At 38.7% G+C, this 26,156-nt stretch carries 23 protein-coding genes; 9 read left to right on the top strand and 14 right to left on the bottom strand.

The window, feature by feature from the left end:
- The first annotated feature begins 11 nt into the window (after positions 1 to 11).
- The 5 genes from WN975_RS09240 to WN975_RS09220 all read left to right on the top strand — a co-directional run bounded on the left by WN975_RS09240 (position 12) and on the right by WN975_RS09220 (position 6,248).
- Positions 12 to 1,508: a hypothetical protein gene (locus WN975_RS09240; protein WP_337966285.1), complete on the top strand. Its 1,497-nt coding sequence runs from the start codon at positions 12 to 14 to the stop codon at positions 1,506 to 1,508.
- A gap of 1,551 nt (positions 1,509 to 3,059) precedes the next feature.
- Positions 3,060 to 4,451 (top strand): ATP-binding protein, encoded by a 1,392-nt coding sequence (locus WN975_RS09235; protein WP_337966284.1) that lies wholly within the window; start codon positions 3,060 to 3,062, stop codon positions 4,449 to 4,451.
- Entirely contained in the window at positions 4,448 to 4,855 is a 408-nt protein-coding gene (locus tag WN975_RS09230; RefSeq protein WP_337966283.1) for a response regulator, read from the top strand. Before WN975_RS09235 ends, WN975_RS09230 begins: the two co-directional genes overlap by 4 nt.
- A 203-nt stretch (positions 4,856 to 5,058) precedes the next feature.
- Positions 5,059 to 5,454: a hypothetical protein gene (locus WN975_RS09225; protein WP_337966282.1), complete on the top strand. Its 396-nt coding sequence runs from the start codon at positions 5,059 to 5,061 to the stop codon at positions 5,452 to 5,454.
- Positions 5,455 to 5,792: 338 nt separating this feature from the next.
- Positions 5,793 to 6,248 carry a response regulator gene (locus WN975_RS09220; protein WP_337966281.1) on the top strand — a complete coding sequence of 152 codons (456 nt, stop codon included), beginning with the start codon at positions 5,793 to 5,795 and terminating at the stop codon, positions 6,246 to 6,248.
- 634 nt (positions 6,249 to 6,882) lie between these two features.
- Here WN975_RS09220 and WN975_RS09215 read toward each other — a convergent pair.
- From WN975_RS09215 to WN975_RS09170, 10 genes are all read right to left on the bottom strand, one after another.
- The gene (locus WN975_RS09215; protein ID WP_337966280.1) at positions 6,883 to 7,323 is read right to left on the bottom strand and encodes a hypothetical protein; all 441 of its coding nucleotides are present in this window, start codon (positions 7,321 to 7,323) and stop codon (positions 6,883 to 6,885) included.
- 10 nt (positions 7,324 to 7,333) lie between these two features.
- Positions 7,334 to 7,960 carry an SOS response-associated peptidase gene (locus WN975_RS09210; RefSeq protein ID WP_337966279.1) on the bottom strand — a complete coding sequence of 209 codons (627 nt, stop codon included), beginning with the start codon at positions 7,958 to 7,960 and terminating at the stop codon, positions 7,334 to 7,336.
- Positions 7,961 to 8,250: 290 nt separating this feature from the next.
- Entirely contained in the window at positions 8,251 to 11,304 is a 3,054-nt protein-coding gene (gene dnaE / locus WN975_RS09205) for a DNA polymerase III subunit alpha (protein WP_337966278.1), read from the bottom strand.
- A 3-nt stretch (positions 11,305 to 11,307) separates the two neighbouring features.
- Positions 11,308 to 12,489, bottom strand: coding sequence for a DNA polymerase IV (gene dinB / locus WN975_RS09200; protein ID WP_199170237.1), 1,182 nt, complete (start codon positions 12,487 to 12,489; stop codon positions 11,308 to 11,310).
- Between the two features lie 169 nt (positions 12,490 to 12,658).
- A complete protein-coding gene (locus WN975_RS09195; RefSeq protein ID WP_337966277.1) occupies positions 12,659 to 12,898 on the bottom strand; it encodes a hypothetical protein in 240 nt (79 codons plus the stop codon).
- 58 nt (positions 12,899 to 12,956) lie between these two features.
- Entirely contained in the window at positions 12,957 to 13,427 is a 471-nt protein-coding gene (locus WN975_RS09190; protein ID WP_337966276.1) for a JAB domain-containing protein, read from the bottom strand.
- Between the two features lie 269 nt (positions 13,428 to 13,696).
- Positions 13,697 to 15,013: a PcfJ domain-containing protein gene (locus WN975_RS09185; RefSeq protein WP_337966275.1), complete on the bottom strand. Its 1,317-nt coding sequence runs from the start codon at positions 15,011 to 15,013 to the stop codon at positions 13,697 to 13,699.
- Positions 15,010 to 15,387 (bottom strand): Cas9 inhibitor AcrIIA9 family protein, encoded by a 378-nt coding sequence (locus WN975_RS09180; RefSeq protein WP_337966274.1) that lies wholly within the window; start codon positions 15,385 to 15,387, stop codon positions 15,010 to 15,012. The genes WN975_RS09185 and WN975_RS09180 overlap by 4 nt, the downstream gene beginning before the upstream one ends.
- Before the next feature lie 27 nt (positions 15,388 to 15,414).
- Positions 15,415 to 15,774 (bottom strand): hypothetical protein, encoded by a 360-nt coding sequence (locus WN975_RS09175; protein WP_337966273.1) that lies wholly within the window; start codon positions 15,772 to 15,774, stop codon positions 15,415 to 15,417.
- A 38-nt stretch (positions 15,775 to 15,812) separates the two neighbouring features.
- Positions 15,813 to 16,202, bottom strand: coding sequence for a single-stranded DNA-binding protein (locus WN975_RS09170; RefSeq protein ID WP_337966272.1), 390 nt, complete (start codon positions 16,200 to 16,202; stop codon positions 15,813 to 15,815).
- A gap of 316 nt (positions 16,203 to 16,518) precedes the next feature.
- On the opposite strand from WN975_RS09170, the gene WN975_RS09165 reads away from it, so the two are divergent.
- Complete coding sequence (locus tag WN975_RS09165) at positions 16,519 to 16,953, top strand: DUF1810 domain-containing protein (protein WP_337966271.1); 435 nt, start codon at positions 16,519 to 16,521, stop codon at positions 16,951 to 16,953.
- Between the two features lie 50 nt (positions 16,954 to 17,003).
- Here WN975_RS09165 and mobC read toward each other — a convergent pair whose 3' ends face one another.
- Genes mobC through WN975_RS09150 form a run of 3 tightly spaced genes read right to left on the bottom strand, consistent with a single transcriptional unit; the run spans position 17,004 to position 20,638 of the window.
- On the bottom strand, positions 17,004 to 18,992 hold the full coding sequence (gene mobC, locus WN975_RS09160) for a conjugal transfer protein MobC (protein ID WP_337966270.1): 1,989 nt from the start codon (positions 18,990 to 18,992) through the stop codon (positions 17,004 to 17,006).
- An 18-nt stretch (positions 18,993 to 19,010) separates the two neighbouring features.
- A complete protein-coding gene (locus tag WN975_RS09155; protein WP_337966269.1) occupies positions 19,011 to 20,261 on the bottom strand; it encodes a relaxase/mobilization nuclease domain-containing protein in 1,251 nt (416 codons plus the stop codon).
- Positions 20,246 to 20,638: a plasmid mobilization relaxosome protein MobC gene (locus WN975_RS09150; protein ID WP_337966268.1), complete on the bottom strand. Its 393-nt coding sequence runs from the start codon at positions 20,636 to 20,638 to the stop codon at positions 20,246 to 20,248. The genes WN975_RS09155 and WN975_RS09150 overlap by 16 nt, the downstream gene beginning before the upstream one ends.
- A 400-nt stretch (positions 20,639 to 21,038) precedes the next feature.
- On the opposite strand from WN975_RS09150, the gene WN975_RS09145 reads away from it, so the two are divergent.
- The 3 genes from WN975_RS09145 (at position 21,039) to WN975_RS09135 (ending at position 23,424) form a co-directional block, all read left to right on the top strand.
- Positions 21,039 to 21,329 carry a hypothetical protein gene (locus WN975_RS09145; RefSeq protein WP_337966267.1) on the top strand — a complete coding sequence of 97 codons (291 nt, stop codon included), beginning with the start codon at positions 21,039 to 21,041 and terminating at the stop codon, positions 21,327 to 21,329.
- Between the two features lie 219 nt (positions 21,330 to 21,548).
- The gene (locus WN975_RS09140) at positions 21,549 to 23,069 is read left to right on the top strand and encodes a hypothetical protein (RefSeq protein ID WP_337966266.1); all 1,521 of its coding nucleotides are present in this window, start codon (positions 21,549 to 21,551) and stop codon (positions 23,067 to 23,069) included.
- Positions 23,070 to 23,151: 82 nt separating this feature from the next.
- A complete protein-coding gene (locus WN975_RS09135; protein ID WP_337966265.1) occupies positions 23,152 to 23,424 on the top strand; it encodes a DUF6520 family protein in 273 nt (90 codons plus the stop codon).
- A 62-nt stretch (positions 23,425 to 23,486) separates the two neighbouring features.
- On the opposite strand, the gene WN975_RS09130 is transcribed toward WN975_RS09135, so the two are convergent.
- Positions 23,487 to 26,147: a prolyl oligopeptidase family serine peptidase gene (locus tag WN975_RS09130; protein ID WP_337966264.1), complete on the bottom strand. Its 2,661-nt coding sequence runs from the start codon at positions 26,145 to 26,147 to the stop codon at positions 23,487 to 23,489.
- Between the last annotated feature and the right edge of the window lie 9 nt (positions 26,148 to 26,156).

Here is a 26,156-nt window from a genome sequence, read left to right as displayed (position 1 = left end):
TTTTAGAAATTATGATCAAAAAAATCAAACTAAAAGATCAAAAAAAACTATTATTTTTCTTTTTCTTTTTATTGACTTTAATGGGAAATGCGCAAATCGGAATTGGGACAGTAACTCCAAATGAAAGTTCTATTTTGGATATTACTTCGACTACAAAAGGATTATTAGCGCCTAGAATGACAACTGTTCAAAAAAATGCTATTATCACTCCTACCGATGGATTAATAGTCTACGATACTGATTTGAAGTTGTTTTATTACTATTCAAGTGGAACTTCTACATGGTTGCCAATTCTTAGTAGTTCGTCAGGAAGATTAAATTTTAAACGCATAAAATCTACGGATGTTTTGGCTACTGTTTTAGCCACGGAACTTGCAGCCGGAGGCGGAACGAAGTATCTTTTAAGTTCTAATACATTGTATGAAATAAACGGAACAGTAGTATTTAATTTTCCTATTGATCTAAATAATGCTTATTTTCAAGGAGTAGATAGTAACGATGATATTGTACTTAGAACATCAGGTAATATTTTTGAAGGAGCAACTGGCGGCAGTATTAAAAATTTAACCCTTATTGCATCAGGAGGAAGTGTTTTTAATATTAACGCCGATGCAACCAAATACTTAACTTTCAGAGATTGTATTGTTGCTAATTCAGGTTCGGTCGGTACGCTCTCAGGTTTTGGATTGATATTTAGCAGTATCGTGCAATACACAGGAAATACAACAGGCATAACTTATAATAATATTAATCAATTACTATTAAGTAATATAGGCTGGTTTGGTACCAACTTAGGTACTTATGAAAAATTTACTGGCACCTTTAAACTTATTGAAAAACAAGGAGGTTTTAGTCAGGTGGACGGGAGTGCTATTGGTTTTGATGTTTCAACCGCAGGTTTAACAATAACCGGTGATGCTGTATTGGAATCTGTAGTTTTTACAGGAAGTAATACTGCTGGATATGTAAAGCCATATACTGTAGGTACTTATACAGGCTATAATTTTAATAATAGTTGGACGGTTCGAGCTGCTGGAATACCTACCGAAGGTGATTCAAATGCTGCTGGAGATTTCTCTATGGATTATCCAGTTGGGTCAGGTGCTTCAACTACTTTTAATACTTCCAATCCTAGTAATATCGTAAAGGTGAATGGAATCTCAGCGTCTACTAATTTATTTAGGTTTGCATTAGATGCAACACCTAATAATAACAATAGGCTAAGATATACGGGAAAGAAGAAAAGAATTTTTCAGGTATCAGGTTCTATATCCTTTCAGGTTCCCGCATTAGGTACTTATATAATATACATTGCAAAGAATGGAACTGCATTGACGCAATTTAAAATTTATGGTAGAGGATTGGCGGTGAATGATATATTAGTTCTTCCACTAAATGCTTCTGTTGAGTTAGCAAGCAATGACTATATTGAGGTTTTTGCACAGCGGTATACAGGAGGAACAACTGATGCTATAATTGTGCCTAATATGACTATTACTATTAGATAATAAAATTTAAATGTTGGAATCATGAACCCGCTTTATTTATACCAGTTTATTTTTAACTTTTTTTAAGAGATTATTTGTTTATAAATCTGTGCAACGTTAGGGCCTAATCCTACCAAATAAGCAATATAAATAATCTCAAAAATGGTTAAAAAGAAAGCAAGTTAATTTGTTAAGAATGATTTACAATTATTTAAGGAAATAATTATATGAGGCGTTTAGTAGTAAGCTAAATAGTTTTTTAAAGTTAATGAATTTAGTAGTAATTATATTTATCTATAGATTGCATAGATGATTAGTTTATGGATAAGTAATCTTTTAAAATTAATCTGTTAAATTTGTTATATTATTCCCGAAAATTATAATTAGGGCACTTTTGGGTAGCGAGTTTTGATGCCCAATTGCAGGATTAATTAAAGTATCTTCTTGAACGAAATGGATGGTAATTACCTGTCAAATTAAACCTGTCAAATCTTAAAGAAATGTTTAAAATTGTTGAAAGTGAAATTGTTGAAGGATTTCTTGATTTATGAAATGTAATAACCAAAAAAAATAAAAAAGTCCTTTACAAAGAGTAAAGGACTTTCTGTTTAAATTCAAATCTTCCAAATTTAAATTTGTTTAGGGGACTAAACTAAAGTAAAGATAGATAAATTAAGCTTTAGTTGTTAGAGAAATATTTAAATAAAAAAGTTATTGTAAATACCATTAAATATTTCTGATCATCCGTAATGATAATCTAAGTTTTTTAATTCGGTAACTAATCTGATATTTTCGGGTTTAGATTCAATTACCATTTTTAAGGAATTGAAGGGCGCGAAACGATTTAACGCGTTTTTTCAAAATATTTATCGCACGCGACTAAAAATCCACAGAGAAGCATAATTTTTTCTGGCACAATAAATTTGTAGCTTAATTCTTGTTTTATTAACATTAGGGCCATTTCGTGATATTTTTTATAAATGGAATTTAAGGATTCATCTATCTAAGGAAAATTGTATTTTGTCTACAAAAACTTGCAGTTTGTCTTCTTGATATAAAATATAAACTTATATAAATGTAATTTTATTGAATATAAATATAAAATATAGTAATTATGTACTCAATAAAACCTTTGCTTCCTCTATATTTTTAATATGTATTTGGGGTTTTTATATACTATTTTTAAAACTTTAATTAGTTCATAGTATTCCATGAAATTTAATGCTATTAGTTGTTTTGTAATTTTAAGCATTTAACTATACAGTTAGCGAACGACTTTGAACTTGTTATAAAGAGAGTAGTACTAATTCTTTAATAGTAATTTGTACACAGCAATTATTTTACATAAATCTATTAATTATAATGATTTTTATGCTAGAGAGTCTAACGTTCATTTTTTGCATACACATGAACACTATAACATTAATTATATTATTGTATTGGAATTAGTATTAAACATTTACTAAAATAATTTGCTTTAGTTAAATATCTTTTTAAGTAGTAATCTGTTTTATACTTGCAATTAGGCATGTTCCTAGAGCTTCAGGCTTTTAAACCTTAAATTTTATCTCTATGACAATATACACAGCTATAATCTTTTTTCTTTTGTTAATTATTCTTTCAGTGATAAATCTTCGATTGAATTTTTTGGGTTTATCCAATAAAAAGAGAGTAGGCAGTATTGTAGGGGTAGTACTGTTTTTAAAACTAGTAGAGGCTATATTTTTAGTTAGTATAATAAATCTAGCTAATAGCAGTAATTTGATTGTTTCAGATTTCGAAATTGTTTTGTTTACTGTTGCATCAATTATTATAAACATGCTCATTATGTATGAAACAAAATTTAATCTAAATAAGAAAGATGAAAAAGCGCTTTTAGCTGAAGAAGATTTCAGACTGGTTTTAGAGTCTTTTCCACATGCATTAATTAAGTCTGACAGCGATGGTAATATTGTCATGGCCAACAAGAAAGTAGAAAAAATGTTTGGGTATGGCCGTGAAGTAATTGTTGGTAAAAATATAGAAGTGCTAATTCCTCATTACGCTTTGCTAAATCATCATCGGAGCAGTGATTTCTGCGAATCTAAAGTTCAATCCATTTTATTAGAACAGGGACTTCATTTGCATGCTGTACATAATGATGGTAAAGAATTTTCAGTAGAAGTAGAAATCAATCCTCTCATAACGGAAAAAGGGATCATGTTTTTGTCTTCAATCATAAATACAACCGAAAGAAAAAAGCATGAAAATATAATTAACAAACTGATGATTGAAATTCAGCAGAAGAGTGAACAAATAGAACAATTTAACTATATAGCTTCACATGATTTACAGGAGCCTCTGAGAACGCTGTCCAACTATGTAATTCTTATCCAGGAAGATTATGGCTGCCAGTTATGTGATGAATTGAAATTACATTTAAAGGATATGGATAATGCAGTATCAAAAATGGCCTTATTAGTAAGATCTATATCAGATATTGGAAGGTTAGGTCGCAATAAGAAACTTACAAAAGAAAATTCATATGATATTTTGAAAAATGTTAGTAAAAACCTAAGCAGTCTAATAGATGATGCAAAACTGACAATAAAAATAGAAGGAATAATGCCTACACTTAACGTTTTCCAACCTGAGTTTATCCAATTATTTCAAAATCTCATAAGTAATGCAGTAAAATTTCAACGTGTTGGTGTGCAGCCTCATATAGTTATAGGTGCCGAAAAAAAAGGCCTTTTTTACGAATTTTACGTAAAGGACAATGGCATAGGTATCAATGTCAATCATTATGATCGAATTTTTCAATTATTTCAGAGGTTAAATCAGTGGGAGCAATATCAAGGATATGGTATAGGATTAGCTATTTGTCAAAAAATTGTTGAAATACACGGAGGAAAAATATGGGTAGAATCTGTACAAGGATCTGGCAGCACTTTTAAATTTACAATAGCAATTTTAGAATCATGAAACAAAAACTTGATTATATAATGCTTGTTGATGACAACAAGATTGATAACTTTTTCCACGAAAGAGTGATTAAAAAATATAACGCTGCTATCAAAGTAATTATAAAAGAATCAGCTAAAGAAGCCCTTTATTTTTTACAAAATAAAGACTATAGTAAAAATAGCCCTACCAGCGTTATATTTCTAGATATAAATATGCCTGGAATGAATGGTTGGGAATTCCTTGAAGAATATAAAAATCTAGATAAAAATTTACAATGTAAATTTATTGTAGTAATGCTTACAACCTCACAAAATCCGGACGATATTGAGATGGCAAAAAAGAACAATATTCTTTTCGGATTTAAAACCAAACCTTTAGATAAAGACATGCTAGCTAAAGTATTTGAAAAATATTACTTCTAGAACAATAGTTAGAGGAAGCTTATTTTTAAGATATCTAATTTAGATCAGATTGTAAAGCCTTATCGGATTTTTATAAAACTCACATAAATTACTTAAAGTTATCAAAAACTTTAAAAACATTTATCAAGCAGTGTTTCCATAAAATAAGGTTCTGTCGGATTGGGAAATAGATTATATCTTTGGAATTTTAAGACTAAGAAAAAATGAATACCAAAGGTCATCGCTATCAAAAATCTATTATTTTTGAGGCAGTGTATTTTAAATTAACATTCCCCCTTAGTTGCCGAGACGTTCAAGAAATAATAGAAATTAAAGGAGTTCTTGTGCATCATGCAACAATACAGCACTGTGTTTATAAGTTTATACCTTTCATTGAGATAGAGATGAACAATAGACAAGGCAGAGAGACGAGATGGAGAATGTATTTACAACTCAAGAACAATATTGACTTTATTGTTTTAAATGAAAAAGCAAATGTTTTATACATGTTCTTTGAAGGGGGGCTCCAGTATATCAAAAATATTGACTACACTGCCATTTTCACCCTTGGCAGATTTATCTCGTGTTTCTGTGGAAGGGGTGCGATTGGTCGTGCTTAAATGTTCGCGAATCATCTGCTTGTCCACTTTATAAGAATTGTCGCTATTGTCAGCGTAATGAACATCTTTTATCATTACAGATTGTTAGAAATTTTAAAGCTATTTAGTTCCTGATTTATAATAGTTTATTTAATCATTTTTTCTCTGACACGGAGTCAGATTAGGAATATGTAAAAAGTTTTTTTAATGTGTTTTTTCCAAAATATGAACTATATTTGTTTTCTCAAAATCTCATTAATGAAATAATTTCCTTAACTTTTAAATCTACCCGGATCTGTAAATTAGGATACGATTTTGCATTCGATAAATTACGTTTCATATCATACAATTTTTTGCCTATGGCTGTTAACTTAAAGAATGCCCAGAGATATATTTACTTAGCCGATGATGACATTGACGACAGGGATTTTTTTATTGATGCAATTAGCGAAATTGATCCCGATATGATCCTTAAAGTAGCTGAGGATGGTATGGACCTTATCGATAATGTGCTTACCCTCTCAGCAGCAGAGCTTCCTGAGTTTATTTTTCTTGATATCAATATGCCCCGCAAATCAGGTTTTGAATGCCTGGAAGAAATAAGAAACCATAAGGGGAGTTTAAAAGAAGTAAATATTATCATGTTTTCCACCAGCAATGACCCTGAAAATATTCAGAAAGCATTGGAACTGGGAGCTACATTTTACGCGGTCAAACCCAGTTCATTTGAAAAACTTAAATCCCTGCTTAAGGAAATCCTGACTATGAACCTTACTTCTTCTTTAAGAGAAAAAAGAAAATTTCTTCTTATTTAGTTTTGATCGCAGATTATCTGCATGCTCAGTGCATTGAGCTAAAATAAAACCAAAAAAAAGCGGTATAATCACAGCTTGCATTTTCTAAATATAATGTTTAAGAATTTGTGTGCTCATTTTTTTTAAGTAAATATTGGGCTTTTTAACCTTAAAATGCTGCCTCTTCTAAGAGCCGGTTTCTTCCAATACTATTTCCGGTTTATTTTCTACGCTCTTCTCGGCAGCCTGACTTCGTTTTTATGTGAAGGTAAAATCTTTAAGGTGCCACCATGCGGGACATCTCTCAACAGGTCCATTAAAATTATTAATACCGATTTAGCAGCTTTTTAGAAAGAGCTGAGAATCGGTAATTTTTGAGCAGGGTTTCCAGTCGAATGCCTGGGGAGGAGAAATATTTTCAAAATAGCGTTTTATTTCTTCGGGTGTCAAGTTACAAAATTAAGCAAAAAGCACAGAATCTTCAAGGCCTGGCGGCTTTACCGGAACAGTATTTTTCTTGTTCCAATGTTATTTTTCTAATGGCATCTCAGATTCACCGAATTGCATTGTGTATTCAATGTCTTGTATGGTTCATATAATATGTAGGATGAGGAGTTAGCAGTTTTCTTTTATTCCATTTTGGAAATGGTTTTAATTAAGGCACTTCTCTACTGAATAATGATTTTATAAATTTCCAAAATCTGCATGACCAACGCATCACAAGGTATTTCTGGCTGCATTCAGACACAGGATCGATATAGATAACTGAAACCTTTTCAATATAGTCTTCGATTGCCGATCCGGTCCGTTTGTGCTTGTTGATCTCTTCTCTTTTCTGCTGCACCATTTCTTCAATCTGCTCGTCAGTTAATATTGTGCCAGCTTCAGCGGATGCACTAAGGATTAATTCTCGTATAAAATCTCTTTCTTCAGCAATGCATTGTGTTATGTGATTTCCGTATTCCTGTTCCGGATCGAAAAAATCATCAGGGTCATTATATTGTATGAATTCTGTCTTGGAATACAGCTTCTGCATAAATCTATTAAGCAGATCTTCGGTGCTCATGCCATTGAAATAATCGATATCCTGTTTCATAAAGTCACTATTAATTTGACGGCAATGCGATTAAGTTTCCTTCGTAGGGAAAGGCAAATTCGGTGATGGCAACAGACTGGTCCAGCCATGCCGTTTCATCCTGCTTTTTAAGCATTATAGGCATCCTGTGTTTATGATTGTGTACAAAATCCATTATTTTATTGGCCTTAGTTGTCACCATGGTGTAGGTATTTTTGATCTCATCCGTTACCGGATCAGTCCATGTTGAGTACAAGCCTGCAAAGGTGAAGATTTCATCATCCTGCGAATTGATTTGGTACTTGTCCTTGCTTTTTCCTTTTTCATCATTCCAGTGCCATTCATAATAAGCCGAAGCAATTATCAGGCATCGGTTATGGGTTATATTTTTGAAGGATGCTTTCTCGTCAATGGATTCAATGCGGGCATTAAGGGTATTTTTTCTAAACTCAATGTCTTTTGCCCAGGAAGGCAGAAGCCCCCAAGTATAATCCGTTGTGATAAGGTGCGGAGAGGAATTGAGTATTACAGGAATGTTAGGGTGTGAAAACCCATTTATAAAATCCGACTGCAGATAAGTCTCCTCATTGTCGAGTTCTGCATTAAAGCGTCTTTTTAGATCTTCTATCGAGGCATTCTGCTGGGTATAATAACACATAATTTTCCGTTTTAAGGCTGTTTAAAAATGTCTTATTCTGATACTAATATATCATTAAAGGGGCTTTTATTTTTTTCATTGCGCTTAAGTTTGGCAAAACGATCTTATGGAATCTTACCCAATAGACATCAAACGCATTGAAAGACTTATAAAACAAAATGAAAAGCGAAAGCAAAAGCTTTGGAAAAGAAACAGCAGAAAACTGATGTGCTTTATGCTTATTTTTCTTTTCCTTTTCTTGCTTCTCTATCAAATTTAATTCATTATTAGGACTTTACATAAATAAACCTTCAAAATTTCATTCTGTGGCGCGGCAGATTAATTTCGTGCTCCTGCGGATAAGGCTGGCGGTGGGTGCTGCTGACATCCTGTTTGATGTTGTGCTGGGTTGTATACCTCTTGTAGGAGTCCGAATATCTGGGATCAGGAATGAAAGGCATTTTCGCCATTCTGGAAATGGTGATGGTCGGGAAATGATAGTCAATTTCCACGGTCCCCAAAAGCAGGTAGCAGCCGCCTCCTTGAAAAGGATTATTTATGAGGCTGTCAGGAAAATGCGCCGTATCAAAATACGCTCCTTCATGGTCGATCCATGTACCGAAATACATATTGCCCCTTTTGGTCGGCACCTGCTTGGTCGAGATCAGGTAAGCCAGCATGCGGACCTGTTTTTTATGGTATTTCAGAAGGTCGCGCACCATAATATCCCCCCGGTGTCTGGTCTGGAGCAGATCAAAAACGGTGCAGGATACGGGGAAATTCAAAAGCTCGATTTCATCAAAGGCATCTTCAAATACCGAGCGCTCCAGAACCGGCAGCTTGAACTCTTTTGCGGGCTGCTCAATGAGCATAAGCCCTCGGTTTTCAGGCTTGAAATTATTCATCAAAAGGCTTACCTGAACCAGCAGCTGATTTTTGGTTTTTCCCGTAAAGCGGAAAGCGCCGATGAAAATAAGCACCTTTACATTCTCAATGCCCATCGGAACCCTGTTTATGAAATCCTCCAGTGATTTATAAACGCCGTTTCTTTCGCGTTCAAAAGAAATGAACTGCGAGAGCTTGGAATCCAGGCCCTGCAGGTGCATAAAACCCAGATAAATATCTTTGCCGTAAAGAGCAGTTTCATATACGCTTTTATTTACGCAGGGAGTGTGGATAACAGCGCCGGCCATTCTGGCTTCGTGCACATAGATTTCAGTTCTGTAAAAACCTCCCTGATTATTGATCACGGCAACCATAAACTCAATAGGGTAGTGCACCTTGAGGTAAAGGCTTTGGTAGCTTTCAACGGCATAGGATGCCGAGTGCGCCTTGCAGAAGGAATAGCCTGCAAAGGACTCGATCTGGCGGTAGATTTCATGGCTCAGCGCTTCGGGATGCCCTTTTGCGGCGGCTGAAATAAAGAAATCGTCCTTTACTTTCTGCAAAGCGGCTTTTGAGCGTCCTTTTCCTGACATGGCACGCCTTAAGATATCTCCGTCGGCAGCTGACAGTCCGCCGTAATGCAGGGCAATTTTGATCACGTCTTCCTGATACACCATAATGCCGTAGGTTTCTCCGAGTTCCTTTTCAAAAACCGGATGGAAATATTCAAATTTTGACGGGTTGTTATGGCGGAAGATATATTCCTTCATCATTCCGGACTGTGCCACTCCCGGGCGGATAATGGAAGAGGCGGCGACAAGTGTCTTGTAATTGTCACATTTCAGGCGGCGCAATAGGCCGCGCATGGCAGGGCTTTCAATGTAAAAGCATCCTATTGTCCTTCCTTCTGCCAGAAATTTGTTGGCTGACTGCTCGTTTTTTGATAATGAGGTGTCCCGAATATTGATTCGAAGGCCTCTGTTTTTCTCAATTAGTTTTACCGTATCATCAATATGGCCAATCCCTCTCTGGCTGAGGATATCAAATTTTTCAAATCCGATATCCTCAGCGGTGTGCATATCAAAAAGTACAATTGGAAAACCTTTAGGGGGCATTTCCAGCGGCGTGTAATTGGTCAGCGGTTCTTCCGAGATCAGGATCCCGCAGGAATGCATACTGCGCATATTGGGATATTTCTCGAGCATCATGCCGTATTCCTGAACCAGCTTGACAATGGAATTGAGCTGATGGAATTTCATGGGATTTTTGGCCAGCAAGTCAAGCTCGTCTTTCGGCAGTCCGAAAACCTTGCCGACTTCCCGGAAAATGGAGCGATATTTGAATTCTACATTGGTGCCGCAGAAAGCTACATTCTCATAACCGTATCGGTCGAAGATGTATTTCAGGATTACATCACGCTCTTTCCAGCTCCAGTCGATGTCAAAATCGGGAGGGCTCTTGCGGTTCTCATTCAGGAACCGCTCGAAATACAGGTCAAGTTCCAAAGGGCAGATGTCTGTAATTCCCAGACAGTAGGCAATAATACTGTTGGCGCCCGAGCCCCTTCCGATATGCAGGAAACCGCGGCTGTTACTGTAGCGTATGATATCCCAGGTGATGAGAAAATAGCCGCTAAATTCAAGGTCATTTATCACTTTAAGCTCTTTTTCCACACGTGCTTTTGCCTGGTCATTATGGCGCCCGTAGCGCCAGACCAAACCTTCTTCGGCAAGGGTGGTTAAAAGGGCAATGTCTCCTTTTTTATTTTTGGTATAATGCTTTTTGTTTTTCGGACTCTCGAAATCATATTTAAAATTACAGTGCTCGATGATGTATCGGGTATTCTGGATGATCTCGGGATAATCTTTATACAGGGCGGTAAGTTCTGCTTCGGGCATCATCATATCCGATTTTCTGCAGCAGTCATCAGTCCCAAGTTTGGACAAAAGCTCGTTGAGGTCAACAGCGCGCAGAATCCTGTGCAGATTGTATTCCCTTTTGGTACGAAATACCACAGGCTGTAGGATAACCATTTTGGAAATCTTCTTTTTAAGTTCTGGCATAAAAAGCCTGCCGAGCTGGTCAGGCTGGATGCCGATAAATTCGTTTTCGCCGAGCTCTGCAGGCGCATTTTCCAGCGTATAGATAAAATAAACCGATTCAAAAGAAGGTGCCTTTTCCGGCAGGGGATTTCCGCTGAAATTATGATCGGTCAGAAAGCGGTTCATCTGGGCAAGTCCTGCAGCATTTTTTGCAAGACCGATATATCGCAATTTGTGCCTGCAGCGGAATTCTATCCCAACAAGCGGTTTTATGCCTGAGGCTTCACAGCCTTTTATAAAATCATAAATCCCTGTTACGGTATTAATGTCGGTTAAAGCCGCAACAGTAATGCCGTATTGGGCTGCCTGTTTTATCAGATCATCCAGCGGAATAGTGCCGTAGCGCAGGGAATGAAAAGTGTGGCAGTTGAGAAACATGATTTATTTTTTGCGTTTTAAAATTTCGTCTTTATTGTTGGGTTTGAAAGATGCGCCGGCGCATCTCATCACGGCATCAAAGCCGTAACGGGTCTTCATTCTGTCCATAGCCTGATAAAGGGAAAGCATTTCCTCGGTATCATTGAAAAGGTCGATCTGATAGGTTCCCCTGACAAGGCCGCTGAAGCGCACTCCGATCAGGCGCAGCCTCATGCGGCGCTGGTAGAGCTTGGTAAAGAGATCTGTCACTGTCTGGGTCAGAAGATGATCCGCTGAGGTGTACTGGACTCTGGACTGTTTGGTTTCGGTATCAAAATTGGCGTATCTTATCTTGACGGTCACCGTTGAGGTGAGCCACTGCTCGGCGCGCAGCTGATAAGCCAGTTTCTCCACCATGCCCTGAAGGATCCTGTTTAATTTTAATACATCAATGGTGTCCTGTGAAAAGGTATGTTCGGTTGAAATTGATTTTCTTTCCGTGTAAGGCTCTACAGGATTGTTGTCAATTCCATTGGCTTTTTTCCAGAGCTCGGTGCCGTTTTTGCCGATCATCTGCTGCAGGGATTCGGCAGGCATTTCAGAGAGTGTCTGAATGGTGCGGATTCCGATCCGGGAAAGAAGCTCAAAGGTTTTCTGGCCGACCATCGGAATTTTTCTGATGGAGAGCGGATTTAAAAAAGACTGCACCAGATGCTCGGGAATTTCAAGGTTCTGTTTCTGTTTTCCTTCCCCTGTGCCGATTTTCGAAACGGTTTTGTTCACCGAAAGCGCAAAGGTGAGGGGAAGGCCGGTTTCTTTTGTGATGCGCTGGGCGAGCTCATCGGTCCATCTGTAGCTGCCATAGAATTTATCCATGCCTGTGATGTCCAGATAAAATTCATCGATGCTGGCTTTTTCCACCACGGGCGCTTTTTCCTGAATGATTTCTGTAATGTCGTGTGAAAGCCTGGAATAGAGTTCCATATCTCCTTTCATAATTTTTGCCTGAGGGCAGAGCTTCATGGCCATATGGATCGGCATGGCCGAGCGCACGCCGAATTTTCGGGCTTCGTAAGAGCAGGAAGCCACAACGCCTCTCTCACCGCCTCCAATGATAAGCGGTATGCCGTTAAGTTCAGAATTTGTCAGTCTTTCGCAGGATACGAAAAACGTGTTCATGTCGATGTGTACAATTGCCCTGCTCATAATCTTAATCATTTTATACCCATCAAAATTAGTACAGATGGCGACAATTTTTTAAAATAAAATGTTCTAAATAATAACAAAAATAAAAAAGCCTTATTTTTCGGGTCATAAAAAAAGCACCCAAATCGGTGCTTTTTTCCTTTATTAAGAATTTACGGAAGGATCAGAATTATTCTGACGCAGGTTCTTCGCCGATCGGCTGGCCTGCTGTTTTTTTCATCAGAATGTAAAAATCCCTTAAATGCCACCATGCCGGGCAGCGGTCTATCGGGCCGTTAAAATTTTTGATGGTGGTATAACAGCTGTTGAGGAAAACCTGAGTGTCAGTAATCTTCGCCCATTCGGTCCACTCTACTTCCTTCGGCGGCGGATTGTTCTCAAAATATCGTTTTATTTCTTCATGATTCATAGGGCAAAATTACTTAAAAAACCAGAACAGCACAAGGGCATGAAAGATGGAAACGCCCTTAAAGGGCGCCTTCATCTGCAAAAGAGTAGTAGGTTTCGGGTGTTACGATCAGGTGGTCGAGCAGTGGAATATCCAGCAGTTTTCCTGCTTCCCGGATTTTTCGGGTCATATTTCTATCGGCCTCGGAAGGTGATGTTTTTCCTGAGGGATGGTTGTGGGTGATAATGATCCCGACGGCGGCGGCTTTCAGGGCTGCCGCGAAAAGCAGGCGCATATCAACCACAGTTCCCGCTATGCCTCCTGAGGAAACCTCGTAGATTCCCAGAACTCTGTTGGACTGGCTGAGCAGCAGCACTTTGAACTGCTCAAAGAATTCTATTTTGCCGGGATCCCAGCTGTCAAGCAGTATGCGGTAAGCATCTCTGGAAGAAGTGATACACGGTCTTTCAGTGCTTTTTACTTTGGTTTTATAGATCAGTTCGATTTCTGATACTTTCTGCCAGTCTGTGTTTTGATGTTGATTTTTCATAATTGCTGTAGTTTTAAGATTAATTACAGCACCGCTGAGCGGGCAGGGACGAGCGAACGCAGAAAGCAACGCAATAAAGCAGGAGTGCAGCCCTGCATTTATGGGGGAATTTTTTGCGGAGAACCGAAGGACGTGCCCGAACTTTGTGATGAAATTGACTTAACATTCCACAATATCCCCTGAGCCAGCACTCCCCCGTGCACCTTAAAGTGTCTGCGCACCAAAAAAATACCGCAGTTAAAAATCTGCGGTATCAATAGTAAAATGGGCTAGGCGGAAGCCGTCTGTTTTTTTCGTTTCTTCATACGACGGGCAATCTCGGGCATATTTCTGCGGATAATCGTCAGAATCCTGCTGTGATATTTAGTGGTTTTATTGCGAAGCCCCCTGCATTGGATGATTTCCATTTTGGAAAGGGAGATTTCAATGGTTTCCACGGGTCTGTTTTCAATCTGTGCCGAGAGTATCAGCGAATCTTTCTTTTTATAATACTCATTGGTAAATACGCAGTGGTGGAGCGTGTCGCCCTCATAGAGAAAATCCTGCACACGGCCAAGGACTTTTACGGTAAGGTCATTATCGGTAAAAGAAAGTCCGAAGAACTGTTTTTTATCATTTTCATAAATGGGCTCTGCTTTCTGTATTTCAGCACGCATCTGCGCAAGATATTTTCTGCGCTGTATATCCCTTTTTTTGGCGACAAGCCTGTCATGCGCCTGGTCTAAATTTTCAGGGCAGACAAGAGCAGGGGAGCTGAGGTCTTTTTTAAACCATCGGAGCAGGGCAATATAATCCTCCCAAATTTTGATGTCCTGAATCTGATAACGCTGTTTAAGGCAGGTTTTTACTGCCTGCCAGTTTTCGCGCAGATGCTGTTCATGGGAGGTGAGGTAATGCTTGAGCAGAGAGGTCTGCGAACTTTTTATAAGGGTTTCTGCAATGCAGTCCTTTAACAGGGCGGTAAAGAGTATCTGCGGTGCAATGCCGTGCACGGAATTTTTAAAACCGTTTCTTTTCAAAAGGGGAATCACTTTCAAGTTTGGATAAACCTTGTAGGGATTGATGCGGTATTTTGGGGAGTTCTGAAAATCCTTTGGACGGATTTCCAAAGGAGAATAGTACTGCCATGCATCATAGGCATTGGAAAAAACATTGGTACTTCTTGAGATGGTGCGCACTTCCCCTTTTGGATTTATCCAATGCTGCATGACTTCCGTGTGGGAATAGTCGGGAAGAAAATTCTTTTTCATGTTCTTGTGCGAGCAGATGATGCGCACCACCTGATACCCAGAGCAGGTATCTGTGAGGGCGAAATATTCGATTTCTTTGAAATGCACCTGATTGTGCTGATGCATTTTAAGTTTGCCCTGACAGGCGGTGCAGTTAATATAATTTTTGCAGGACTGGCTTTGGCTGTCAGGCTTCCACGAATGGGTGCATTCCAGACAATGGAACTTTCCCCTTGAGAGCACCGCCCATTTCAGGAAAATATTTTTTTCCGCCCACTGATGCATCTGCGCTGTGATTGGGGCTAGGGAGGTACTTAAGGCGCTGATTTCTTTTTCTATAACTGTTTTGGGTATCATACGTCAAAGAGTGTTAGGGTTTGTATAGGCTTCACGGGTTGCACTTTTTCTATTTTTGGAACTGTGCTTTGAGATACTGCGGGAGCAGTTGAGAACAAATCAGGTTTGGCAGGGGAACTTACTGCTACTTTGCATTGAACAGGGGCAGGCGTTCCAATAGTGTCGTCTGTGTAGTACTTCACAGCCATGTCAAAGATTTCCTGATTGTCAAAGGCGCATTCTCCTGTTTTTTTGACCTCGCCGAAAATGTAATGGAAACAGCTTTCAAGGTTTTTGCCCTCTTTTTTATAGTCCGATGAAAAAACGGCATCGTTCTGCGCTTTTTCGCTCAGGTAGCTTTCTATGGCGGTTTTAAATTTATCTGATGCTTTCATAAAGGAAGATTTTAAGATTGAAAAGCGTTATTCAAAACTGTTTCTGTAGATGTCAAAACAGTATTCTTCAAAGCAGAGCCAGCATACAAAGGTGTAATGGGGCAGTCGGTGGCGGTTTTTGACAGATTCTCCAAGGGAATCTTCAATTTCATATCGGATATTTTCCAAATCATCCAAATGCTGGATATAGAATTTTCGGCAGTCCGAGTTGTAGACAAACTCTGAAATCATCCCGCAGATGCATCCGCTTTTCTGCAGGTCTTCAAAGAAAGATTTTAACTGCTCTTTTTTTGTCCCATCATAAGATTCCATATAGGACAGGACTATTTTTTTGAACTGAGCGGATACGGGATATTCTATGTAAACTGATTTTTCAAAGGCTTTCATGGCGTATAAATTTTGATGTGAAACGGTATATATTCCAATTAGAAAGGCAGGTCGTCAGGGGTGTCTTGATCCGTATTTTTCTTTTGGACTGCGGGAATTTCAGCAGTGTTTTCTGTTTTCGGGAAAACCAGTATTTTAATATTACTGGTGTGAAAGGTCAGTGAACCGAGCGCTTTGCCCTCGGCATTATTGTAGACATTCAGACCTATACGCCCGAAGAGTTCAACCACAGTGCCTTTTTTAAGCCACTGCGCCATTTTGGAACCCATCCAATAGGAGCAGTCGATGTAGGTTACAATCTTTTTAAGCTCCTCAGCCCCTTTTGGTCTGTAGCTGTCGTTTATGGCAATGGAGAAATTTACCACCTCCCTGTCATTTGAAACTTTTGCCGTTATGGCATCTTTTGTAATTCGTCCTGAGATTTCCATGATGCAACATTTTAAGTGAATATTTTTTCTGTCTTTTCTCAAGCCCGTATGAAATTTTTCAAAGAAAAAACGGGAAAAAAGAAAGCACAAAATCAAGCGCCCGATAAAGGATCCGGAGTGCTATAAGTCCCGAAGGGCGGCAAGGCCGTTATGCGCATGCAGGAGCCTGCGGGTGCTATTTTCGCGGCTCTTTTAATCCGTTTTTATTGAAAATTTCCTTATCAATCTTTACAGCAGTCAGCACCCATATTTCAGATGCCTGTTTAGGAAAGGCATTGTAATATTTTGTAATTTCAGGTGACAAAAAAGCACTGCAATGGAAAAGCAATATGATCTTGACCGTTTTTTAGAGGCACAAAGGGAAACGTATAACAACGCACTGCACGAGATCAGGCAGGGAAGCAAACAGACCCACTGGATGTGGTTTATTTTCCCCCAGTTAAGAGGACTGGGATTTACGGATTATAACATCTTTTATGGCATTGAAAACCTAAAGGAAGCCTCACTGTATCTCAATCACCCGATACTGGGCAGTCGTCTGGTGGAAATTACCCAGGCAATGCTTGAGATCGAGAATAAAACGGCACTGGAAATTCTGGGAAGGCCAGATGAAAGGAAACTTAAATCCTGCATGACCCTGTTCGCAGAGCTGCCTGCTGCTCCGGACTGTTTCAGGCAGGTGCTTGAAAAATATTACAATGGAGAGCAAGACGAAAAGACACTGCAGCTTGTAAAAGAATCCGGCAGCTAAAAAAACATTTCTTTTTTTTCTGCCTCAAGAAAACATCTAAGGATTAAAAGTTATTTTTCCTTTTTGAGAACCAGCGATGAAAGTGCCGGGCTTTTGATTATCCGTTCCATTTCGCTGTGGATTATTTCCTGAATCTCAATTTTTATCTGCAGATAATTTTTCTGGATGATAACATTATCAATTGTCCGTATGATCGGAATTTCTTTGTAATTATCTGTTTCTTTTTTAATTTTTTCGTGGTCGTTGATAATTTCGCAGTGAAAGGTTTTAAGCTCAATTCTGCAGTCCGGGTTATCGGCTGTCATCCCTACAAATTCTCCCGAACTCAGTGAAGAAATCTTCGAAGGCGGCACTGCGGATTCCAGCTGTCGCGAACGGCTGATGGAGGTGTCGCTGCTGTTTATGGAGAGGCTTTCCCTGTCCTGCATTATTTTTCCGAAACGCTCTGAGAGCTGTTTTGCCGTATCCCCGTTGACTTGTCCTGAGACGATATTTCCCACTATGTTAATGATCACGTCAGCCTGCTCGCGGCCGTAGTCTTTACGAAGCTGGCTGAAGTCCTGAATCCCCAGACAGGTGCTTACTCTGTTGCTTCTTGCTGTTGCAATCAGACTGTCTATATTGTTAAGATAGATAGTGGGGAACTCGTCAAAAACAAGACTGCTTTTAAGTTTTCCCTTCTGGTTCACCTGTTTGATAAGACGGCTGACAAAAAGGGAAAGCACGGCACCGTAAGTCTGTATTTTCTGCGGATTGTTTCCCATTGAAACGATTTTCGGATCCGATGGATTATTAATATCGAGGGTAAAATCACTGCCCGACAGCACATAATAAAGCTGAGGGGAGGAGAGTTTCGCCAGTGAGATTTTAGCCGAAGCGATCTGACCCTCCAGCTGGTCGACTGCCTCATTCTGGAACGCACTGACAAAGGGATTGATAAGTACTTCGATCTCTTTTTCAGTTCTCAAAAGCGTGAAAAGACTTTCGTAATCTGTCTGGATCATTTCAATTACATGGGGCAGAGTGCAGAACTCGCCATCGTTGTATTTTCGAAGGTACCAGATGACGGCGGTCAGGAAATTTATAGGGGATTCCACAAAGAAATCGCCCTGTTTTTTAATCCACTCCCGATTGAGTCCCATAAGGATTGTGCGCGCAGATTCGGCTGCATCGGTAATGTCTGTCATTGCCGCAGGATCAAGAGGATTACAACGATGGGTTCTGGAGAGGTCGTCAAAATTTATAATATAAAATTTGGGCTCCACGGCATAAAGATGCCGGAATTTCAGCCAGGCATTATAAGCGATAACGGTTAGGTCGTCGAACTTAAAATCATAGATGAACATGGAAAAGCCTTTGGCAATATGCTGGGTAATTATATGGCGGATTACAAAGTATGATTTCCCCGAACCCGGCGTGCCTGGAACCAGAATGCCTCGGAAGGGATTTATAATGTTAATCCAGCTGCTGCGCACTTTGTCTTTGAGGTGATAGCGTGCAGGAAGGTTAACGGAATATTCGTTTTCAATAAGCCTTTCCTCCTGAGGGAAAGTTTCGTTTTCCTTATTAAAAATATCTGCTGAACCCAGCTTTCTGCGGATAATGCGGGAGAGCAGGGTGCCCCCGGAAAGTGTCATCAGATAGCCCAAAGAACACAGTGAGATATATAGTACGGAGCAGACCTCAGGATCCAAAAAGATTAGAACAGCCAGATAGGATCCAAAGTAAAGCAGGAGGCCCGTTGAGATATAATAAAAAGCAGTTCTAAAATGGAGTTTTTCATCTTTTCTTCCTCTGGCACCCATAAGGGAAATAACCAACAGTCCAAGTGCAAAAATCTTTGATTTATGGAAGCTGTCCAGAAGTCCCGTACGATAAATATTCTCCAGTATGCTGCAGGCAAAATCCGGAGCGAGATTCCAATGCCTGAAGGAATCGAAGCAATAATAATAAAAATGGATGAGCAGCACTGCGATGCCCATCAGTCTTGTCATATCTAAAATTTTTCTAAGCGCCTGTTCATTTTCTCCCGTCTGCATGCTGTTGATTTTTATGTGTTAATTATTATCTGACTGTCCTTTTCTCCTTCTTTTTTTTCGCTTGTTTTTAAGCTGTTTGGGAACATAATCTGAAGGCGTTCCGGCGTAAAGCACATCATCAATTATCCGCTGCACTTCCCCTGCGGAAATAAAAGAGCCGTGCTTCTGAGCGGTACCATCAGGAACTGTATACTGCTTCTCAGAATGAGAGGAATGGCCCAGACGTTGCAGGAGCCCTTTGGCTGCATATTCAGGTCCGAGACTGCTTCCGTTGAAAACGCATTTGGTGTTATGATCTATGTATGTCATGCCGTATATTAGTCCTTGTTCATTTTTTCTGACAACTGCCGTAATGCCCTGGTTAGCCAGCCGCGTTTCAAGCTGCCAGAGCGTAATGTTTGGGTATTTCAAAAGGAGCAGATCCACCGCATTTCGTGTTCTTTTCATGTTTATCATGCGAGAAGTTTTGGAGGCGGCAAAATTAATTTCAAGCCGGGAAAGGGTAGGCTTGGAATAAAAACTGCTGGCCTTTATGGGAACCCCGACAGTCTTTTTGTTCTTATCTAGAATCTGGTAGATCAGCCCTTTATTCTGAAACATTTTTGAATTTTCCTTTCCCCTTTCCGCCTTCACGTTATAGAGGTTCAATACTGCGTTCAGCTCACCCAGCGTTGTGTATTTGTAGTGCGGAATAACTGCATTGAGTATACTGCTAATGGCTCTCTTGGAATCTATTGCCCCATATTTTATTTTTTCTGCATCAATGGCATTAATAAGCGCGGGACTCTGCTTTTTTCTCGAGTCCGCCCGCACCAGATTAAAAGAAATCTCCAATTCTTTGCGAGCCGTTTCGGACTGGTTTCTTCCAATATTGTGCATGTTAATCCTGGATCCGTCTGCCCTCACATTTATGGCCGCGATATGCAGGTGTGGATGTCCCGCATCGTGGTGTTGGTAGACCAGATAAGGCTGTGCGCCGAATCCAATTTTATCCATATAAGAAGAGGCAATCTGCATGAGTTTCTCTTTTGATAAATCCTTGTCCGAACGGTCGAAATTCAGCGAGATGTGCACTGCGCTGCGCTTGACATTTTCATTGAGTTGGAGCTGTTTTAAAAATACGCCGAGCTTAAAAGATTCTGACATTTTTTCAATATCGATGGGATAATTTCCCTCGCCGATGCACACAGCTGCACCCTGGGAAACTTTATTCTCATTATAGATGATGATACCTCTTATAGAATGTCCTGTGTTTATGACTGCAACCATTTTTGGGCGAGATTTTCAATGCTTTTTTTTATTTCTTCAACCAACGAAAAATATTTATTCCTGTCGGAATCAAAAGATAGAATCCAGACTCTTAAATCCGAAATTTCAAAAAGGGTATGGAGTTTTTTAACGCTCTGATTGAAATTATTTCCCATGAAATTCAGCTGTGTGCGAAGCTGGGTAAGTTCCTGCAGCAGCATATCCAGCGACTCATTTCTATACCTCATAACAATGGGTTTTTTCAGCAGATTTCTGCGCACGAAATCACTGCGTTTGCGGCAGGCTGATGCTTTGAAATTCTGATCAATAAAATCAAATTCTTCTTTGGTCAGCCGGATGTGCAGCCATCTGTTTCTGCTGCTGTTTTTTTCTTCCATGATCTTTTCTTTTTCATTGTTTCAATTTCATTCAATCTTAAAGTTTCACTGCCAGCGAGTTCCGAGCAGAGGGGCAGCAAGATTTTTGGTTGTGATACAACCAGACATCTTGCTGACTGCTGAAAACCGCAGTCCGAAAGCTTCGAAAAGGCATTTTTCAGCTTTCTCTAATCAGTTGATCAATACCTTTCATACCTATTAAAATTAAACAAAGTCCATTTCGAAACCTGTTGTGAAATTCCAAAAAAAGATAATGAACAAGCACTGATGAAATAATTTAGAGCTAAATTAGAAAAGGCAGTCATGCCCTGCAATCCTCCCCAAATTTTGAGTAGGGTAAATAGGGATGATACTTTATAATTTTACGGTGAGCGAAGTATTAATTTTTAAATGATAAATTATGATTACAGCAAATGATGCAGCTAAGGTTTTTGATACAGTTCTGAGTATCCCTGGCATGAATGAGACGGTGAAGATGGATCTTAAAATTTCAAGAAAAAATGTACTGCTTTTAAGCCACCTGATACAGGATGGGCTGAAGATAAGGGAAGGATCTTCGGTCCTATTGGAGAGCATAAGCGAGCAGGGAAGGACAGAACTGGAGAGTCTGTCTCAAGAGTGCCTACAGAAAGCAGGGCTTATAGAGCTGCATGAAAAACTTGCCGGAATCAGCGCCTCCATAAAAGGCTGATTCCAAGAAGACCACTATGATTTAATGCCTGCACGATTCTTACAAAGTGCAGGCATTTATTTTTTATGCCAGCTAAAATATAAAACTGCCTGATTTTCAAAGTTTTTGGCTTGATTTTTAAAGTGTGTATAAGAATTATCTCATTTAAATTTGTAATGAATAACAAAACAAGCGACAGTTTTAAAAAAGTGTAGCTTAACACAAATAAATCATTGAGATATGAATTTTAGCAGCTCAATAAAGAAGAATATTGTTTTAACCATATCATACCTGTATATCTTATTGTTTGTTTATGCGGCAGTGAGCAAGCTGCTGGATTTTGAAAGCTTTAAGGTACAGGTAGGGCAATCTCCCATGCTCAGCATATATGCAGACTGGATTTCTCCTGCAGTAATCGGAATAGAGCTTCTTGTCGTGTTGATGCTTTTGAATCGCAACACAAAAATGACAGCCTTATTCCTTTCTTTAGGATTAATGACGATGTTTACTACATACATTTTCATCCTTCTCCATTACAGTTCTTTTGTGCCTTGTTCCTGTGGCGGAGTGTTGGAGAAAATGAGCTGGAATGCGCATCTTATATTTAATATAGCCTTTGTTTCGCTTGCTGCATTGGCTATTCTATTAAACGCCAAACCGGCAGATAGCAATGCTGCCGGAAAAAGAAATCGCACTACGATTAAAGCAATTTTTGGAACTATTGTGGGATGTATTATTATGGTAGTGATTTTGTTTCTTTCATCAGAAAAAGTTATGTACTATGATAACCCATTTATTAGACGCTACCCGCAGCATCCTGCTGAATTTAAAAAGAAAATTGATCTGGGGTATAATTCATTTTATATAGCTGGTGAATCAGACGGCAGAATATATCTGGCAAATTACGATTACCCTTCATACATACAGTCTTATAATGCATTGCTTAATGACAAAAGAGAAGAAAAAATATTAATGGACCCAAAGAAAATTCCATTTAAGATGATATCGACAAAAATCCAAAGCCCTTATTTTTATCTGACCGACGGCAGCGTTCCTATCATTTTAAGAGGAAATTTAAAAAATTGGAAAGTAGACAGAGATTTAAAGGGGAGCCCATACTTTACAATTGCGCAGCCAGTAGATTCCACTAGCGTCGCAGTCAGATCCAACAGCTCAAAAAATATGCAGAATATGCTCGGGATTTTTGAGCAAAATACTGTTCCAAAAGCTAAGTTTAACAGAACGTTACTTCAAAAACAGGTAGACGGTATATTTGATACTGACGGTGTACTGCTTTATTCTGAAATAAGTGAGAAAATTGTCTACGTACATCGTTACCGCAACGAATTTATTATTGCTGATAAAAAGGGGAGTCTTATTCGCCGCGGTCATACTATAGACACCATATCTAAAGTAAAAATGAAGGTGTCCAAATTAAAGGAGGGGAAAAGATATGTCATGTCCACACCATCTTATGTGGTAAATGAAAATGCTGCAATGTCAGGAAACCTATTGTTTGTAAATTCAAAAGTAAAAGGCAGATACGAAAGTGACAAACTTTGGGAAACCTGCTTCATTATTGACGTTTATGATATAGAACGCAATGCTTATGTGCTTAGTTTTCCAGTTTTTCATACAGCTTCAAAACAGCTTCGTTCAATAGCGGTAAATGGGAAGTATCTGTATGCCGTAATTGGAACTGATCTAGTGGTTTACGAGTTAAAGAGCAAGCTGATTAAAAAATATAAGTCAAAGAATTAAAAATATACTGATCAGTATCAGGAATTAAGATCGAACACCTGTAGAAAAAAGTAGATCATATATAAATTAAAAATTAGAAATCATGAAAAAGTTATTTTTGAAAAACATGATGCCTGCAGCTGTTATTGCTTTGGCATTGGGAGGAGCTTTTGCTACAACATCCATGCAGAGTGCTCCAAAAGAAGAAGCCTTCAAATGGGGATACTATCCTAATGCAACCGCAGGATGCAGCAATGTAAGAATCGCATGTGATGACACGCCTACTCCAAATCTTTGCCGTGTAGACGACAACAGTCCTATCGCATACGATTTGGACACAAACTGCGTGCAGCCACTGTACAAACAAAATCCGTAATATGGATTCAGAATCTGCATTTTTAAACGGCAATGCAGTTCCATTTTGGAACTGCATTGTTTTTAATTTCTCCCATTATTTAAACTTTGATTGATCCAGTCACTTTTTTTATTTTCTTTTAAAAAGTGGTCAAACCATTGCAGTGTCCTTAAGGACAGGTCTTTCTGTATTTCTGGATTTATCAAAGCATGCCCCTCATCAGGATATAAAAGCATTAGGCTTTTTTTACCTGCACGACGAAGGGCAAGAAAGAATTCTAAACTCTGATGCGTGTCCACCTGATAATCATTTTTACCGCTCCATAAGAGAACAGGAGTCTGTACATTCTGTACAAAATTGATAGGCGAATTATCATAATAAGCTTTAGGTATTTCATAAGGCGTGCCGCCCATATTCCATTCTTCATTTTTGAACCGCCACATATCCGGTCTGCCATTGCCTTTATTTATAGTGTAATAGAAGGAGACCAAATCTGTAATGGCGCCACTTGCTATAGCCGCCGCAAATAAATCAGTCTGTGTTATTATGAACGAAGATTCGTAACCGCCGAAAGAATGTCCCATTAGTCCGACATGTTTTTCATCTGCGACATTTAATTCTATAACTTTTTTAACCGCACTAATCACGCAGTCAGTTGCAGCAATTCCTGGATTTTGAAATTCGAGACTGATATCAGGCTGCAATACAAAATAGCCTTCAGATGTAAATACAGACGGATTAAATCCACCTTCCAAATAATAAGTTGGATTGTGGTACTGATGAAGTTCAAATGACTTGCGCTCATAGATATTCACAATCATCGGATATTTTTTTAGAGCATTATATTCTGCGGGGTAATATAATACTCCTTTTAATTTTATTCCTTTGGAATTTTGATATTCAATAAGCTCCGACCTGCCCCAAAAATATTTGTCCTGCTGTGGATTACTTTTAAAAAAGTATTGGGGAAGTGAGGAATTATTTATGAACGCCAATCTAGGAGACATATCAAATTTCTGCTCCCTAAAGAAAATGTTTTTCTTTGTGTCGCTGTAAATAATCTGGTCAAATAAAGCGTTTTTAAAAATGATGGATTTTTCTCCATATTTTTTATTCCATCTGTAGAATCCGGTCTTTTCATCGTTTCCTCTTGCGCTCAGAATCAAATCCTTATCAAGGTTAAAGGAGTCTAGCATCTGTCCTTCAAATAAATGATTAAAACGAGGCTTATCATATGATTTTGCTATTCTAAATACAATATTTGATTCCCTTCCTCTGGTAAGTCTCTTAAAAGAATTTCCTTCAGGACTTACTGCCCAGACATCAAACTGGTCATACAGCAGTATTTCCGTATCATTTTTGGTCCATCCTGGACTGCCGCAGACTGATTCAGGCACCAGAGACTGCTCTTTGGTTGTGAACTTAATACCGATTTTAGCGGTGATATTTTTATGAATCCCAGTATTAAAATTATAAGTCCACCAGTCACCATCTTTAAAATAAGCAAAGTATTTGCCTGCAGGTGATGCAATAAAACTATGAGGCTCAGGCGCGATGTTCTTAAGGATTAATTTTTTCTCAAAATTCTGCAGATCCATTACGTAAAAATCTCTTGGCGCTGTGTATTTGAACTGAGGCTCATAATCTGCTGGATTTGATAAAACAGCATATCTCATATCACCGCTTAAAATTAGATCAGGAAGATAAGATGATGTGATATATACAGCTTTATTTATAACCGGAGTCCAGACTGCAACTCTTCCTTTTTTTACTCTGTCTGCATTCTGCTGCTGAATATAAGTTCTTTTATCAGCTGAACCCCACAGCTCAACATTTTTTGATTCATTTTTGTCTGATTTCGGATTAAAAGAAAAAGTAGAGAAAAACAGCCGATGTAGATCGTCCGATATTATAATTGGACTTTCTGAGTCAAATGCTGTATCTGCATTAATAATCAAATTACTGTTAGGCATGAATTTAAACTCATGAAGTTTTTTTTCAGATGCAATAAAATGATAAATAGCTTGAGGATGCTTCGGATCATTTCCTGTCGTAAAAGCTAGTGAGCGTCCATTTTTCTGCCAGCTGAGGTTGGAGAAAGGGAGAGTGCCTTCAGCAACTTCAAAAGTTTTGTCTTTCTGCAAGCTGGCAATTGAAAGGGCACTTTTGCCTTCTGAAAATGTGCTGTATGCCAGCATACCCTTTTCTTTATTAAGTGAGAACTGGTCAATATTGGTGATTTTCCTTTCCTTTCCAGTCTTTAATGATCGGATTGTAAGTGTGCGGTTTTTATTTTCGAAGGCAGATAGAATAACGAGCTTTTCGTTTTTTTCATAATAGTCAAAATTACTTATTTCTTTAATGATTTCTTTTCTGCCATTTGAAAGGTCTAGTATGATCAGATCTTTTCCAGTCTGGCAGAAAAACATCCCGCCAGAAGAGAAAACGCTGTTTTTGGCAGCAGGAAAATTGAAGGTTTTAAGATTGGAGACATTTCGCACCAACAGCGTATCTGAGCCATTTTTGTATCTCATTCTAAAGCTTGCCCATTTCTGGTCAGGCGATATATTTTCTAGTTCAACATTACCCCATTGCGCATAAGAATCAGGCGTCAGGTTCTTTTTTTGCACCACCTGTCCCCATAAAGGACAGGCTACTAACGGCAAAATAAAAAACAAAACTAAAAAAGGTAAAAACAATGCCCTGCAGGCGTATAATTTTCGGTAAAAATATCTTGTAAGCATAAGTTTTGT

It is taken from the genome of uncultured Flavobacterium sp., from assembly GCF_951805225.1.
Taxonomy (GTDB): Bacteria; Bacteroidota; Bacteroidia; order Flavobacteriales; family Flavobacteriaceae; genus Flavobacterium.
The sequence above is the reverse complement of the archived record's forward strand: the minus strand, read 5'-3'. Positions and strand labels throughout refer to the sequence as shown.